At 44.3% G+C, this 1,950-nt stretch carries 2 protein-coding genes and 1 pseudogene; all 3 read left to right on the top strand.

The window, feature by feature from the left end:
- Nucleotides 1–81: 81 nt before the first annotated feature.
- Nucleotides 82–885, top strand: a pseudogene (locus tag QTO00_RS18975) (hypothetical protein).
- The gene (locus QTO00_RS18970) at nucleotides 878–1,708 is read left to right on the top strand and encodes a glucosaminidase domain-containing protein (protein ID WP_331426144.1); all 831 of its coding nucleotides are present in this window, start codon (nucleotides 878–880) and stop codon (nucleotides 1,706–1,708) included. The pseudogene QTO00_RS18975 and the gene QTO00_RS18970 overlap by 8 nt, the downstream one beginning before the upstream one ends.
- 19 nt (nucleotides 1,709–1,727) lie before the next feature.
- The coding region (locus QTO00_RS18965; protein ID WP_331426143.1) for a DUF2987 domain-containing protein at nucleotides 1,728–1,950 on the top strand (223 nt) is incomplete at its 3' end.

Below are 1,950 nucleotides of genomic sequence, written 5' to 3'. Positions count from 1 at the left end.
CGCGACGATTGAAGTATAATCGAGCCAATTTTTTATCAACAAGTTAGCTTGGTTTTTTCAAATCGGGCACTGGATTCAAGAATGAGCAAAGACATTGAAAAAGACTTCAATTTAGGTGGAAGCGTAGAACGCGCATTGACGGGTGACTACGAGCTATAAGCCGGGGATGTCTTAAGGGAAGCGTGGCAACACACAATGAAAAACTTCCTCTCCTTTTCCCCTGCGATCGTAGCCTTGATCGTATTGCAGGTCGGTATCTTCTATATCGCGCTAAAACTGCAGTTGGGTAATCCAGGTGTTATTATCGATGCGGTGACTAACCCAGACGGTTTTGATCCGAGTATTTTCAATGCCATCATGGTCGCGAACTTTAGCTATGAAGTAATTAGCGCACCAATCTACGCGGGCATCTCTTTAATGGCGATGAGCCATGCAGCAGGATTGCAAACGAAGCCTCGCCATATCGGCAAAGGGCTGCAGTATACGGTTCCTGTTATTATTGCTACGTTGATGAGTCTGCTACTGCAAGGTATAGCAGGAATGATCTTTCCATTTCTTTCACTGTATCTCTCGTTGGCATTTACCAACTCAATTCTTCTTATCTGTGAAAAGCAAGTCTCACCATTACAATCTCTATGGTTGTCGCTACGTGCAGTCAATAAGAAGTTTTTTGTCCTAGCGGGTATCTATTCGTTACTCTCGGTAATGTTTGTAGCCGGTGTCATGTTCTACGGGCTTGGTTTAATCATCGTTTTACCATTCTTCTTCCACGTAAAAGGCGTTATTTACCGTAATATGTTTGGCATTAAACTAAAAGTCGTTGCCTCCGACAAAACCAAAAATGATCAGGACGATAACAATGATCCACAAGTGTTCAATGCGTAAGAGCGAATTCTTAGCCATTGCGGCAGCCAGTGTCATTGCAGGCTGTAGTTTGTATAGCTATGAGCAAAAGCAAATCGAAGAGACCGAGCGTCGAAAGAACGCGCAAGTCGTTGAACAAAAAGGTGCACTCATAGGAGCCGCTCCTGATTTTACTTCAATCAAAGATGTGAAACAGAAGAAGCAGGCGTTCTTTGATTATCTTCGGCCTGGCATTGCACTAGAGAACCAGCGTATCGTTGCAGAGCGTGAGCGCTTAAATGTGATACGCGAGAATTATGCGTCGCAGTCCCTAAATTCATCGGACACAAGTTATGCCCGACGTTTAGGTAAACTCTATAAAGTCGCGGTTGCTGCTGATGGTATTACAGAGGCTTGGATCGATCAGATGTTACATCGTGTCGACGTGATCCCTGAGGCTCTCGTTTTGGTTCAAGGTGCCAATGAATCAGCATGGGGAACGTCACGCTTTGCGACTCAAGCGAATAACTATTTTGGCCAATGGTGTTACAGCCAAGGGTGCGGTCTTATCCCGCTACAAAGGGGAGATGGCATGACACATGAAGTAGCGAAGTTTAGCTCTGTACAGCAATCTATTCATGGTTACTTCATGAACGTCAACCGCAACAATGCATACAAAGAGCTACGAGAAATCCGCTATCAGCGCCATCTTAATCAGCAAAGTTTGACCGATACAGATGCAGCTATGGCACTGACTCGAGGATTGCTAAGATACTCTGAACGAGGTGAGGCATACGTCAACGATTTACAGGCAATGATCAGGCACAATCAGCAGTTCTGGGAATTACCTTTAGCCAGTAACTAATTAATAAGATAAGAAAATAATGAAAAAAGTATCGTTAGCCTGTTTAACTGCAGCTCTTTCCGCTGCGGTAATCATGCCCGCCCAAGCTCAAGAGTACATGTTTACCTATTCCAAGCTGTTTTCTCATATGAAGCAGAATGCGAAAGAGGGTCATGACGATGTCAAAGTCGGCTTCTTTTTCCTCAACTCGAAAACCAAACAACTGTGTGACATCGAAAAAGCGTGGATGGAGAAAGAGGAAC

The sequence above is a fragment of the Vibrio sp. M260118 genome (assembly GCF_036533755.1).
GTDB lineage: Bacteria > Pseudomonadota > Gammaproteobacteria > Enterobacterales > Vibrionaceae > Vibrio.
Note: the sequence above shows the minus strand (reverse complement) of the source record. Positions and strands in the feature narration are given on the sequence as shown.

What these genes read in the sequence shown, in the direction of transcription:
- QTO00_RS18970 (WP_331426144.1), top strand. Translation starts at nt 878, where the DNA reads ATGCGTAAGAGCGAATTCTTAGCCATTGCGGCAGCCAGTGTCATTGCA.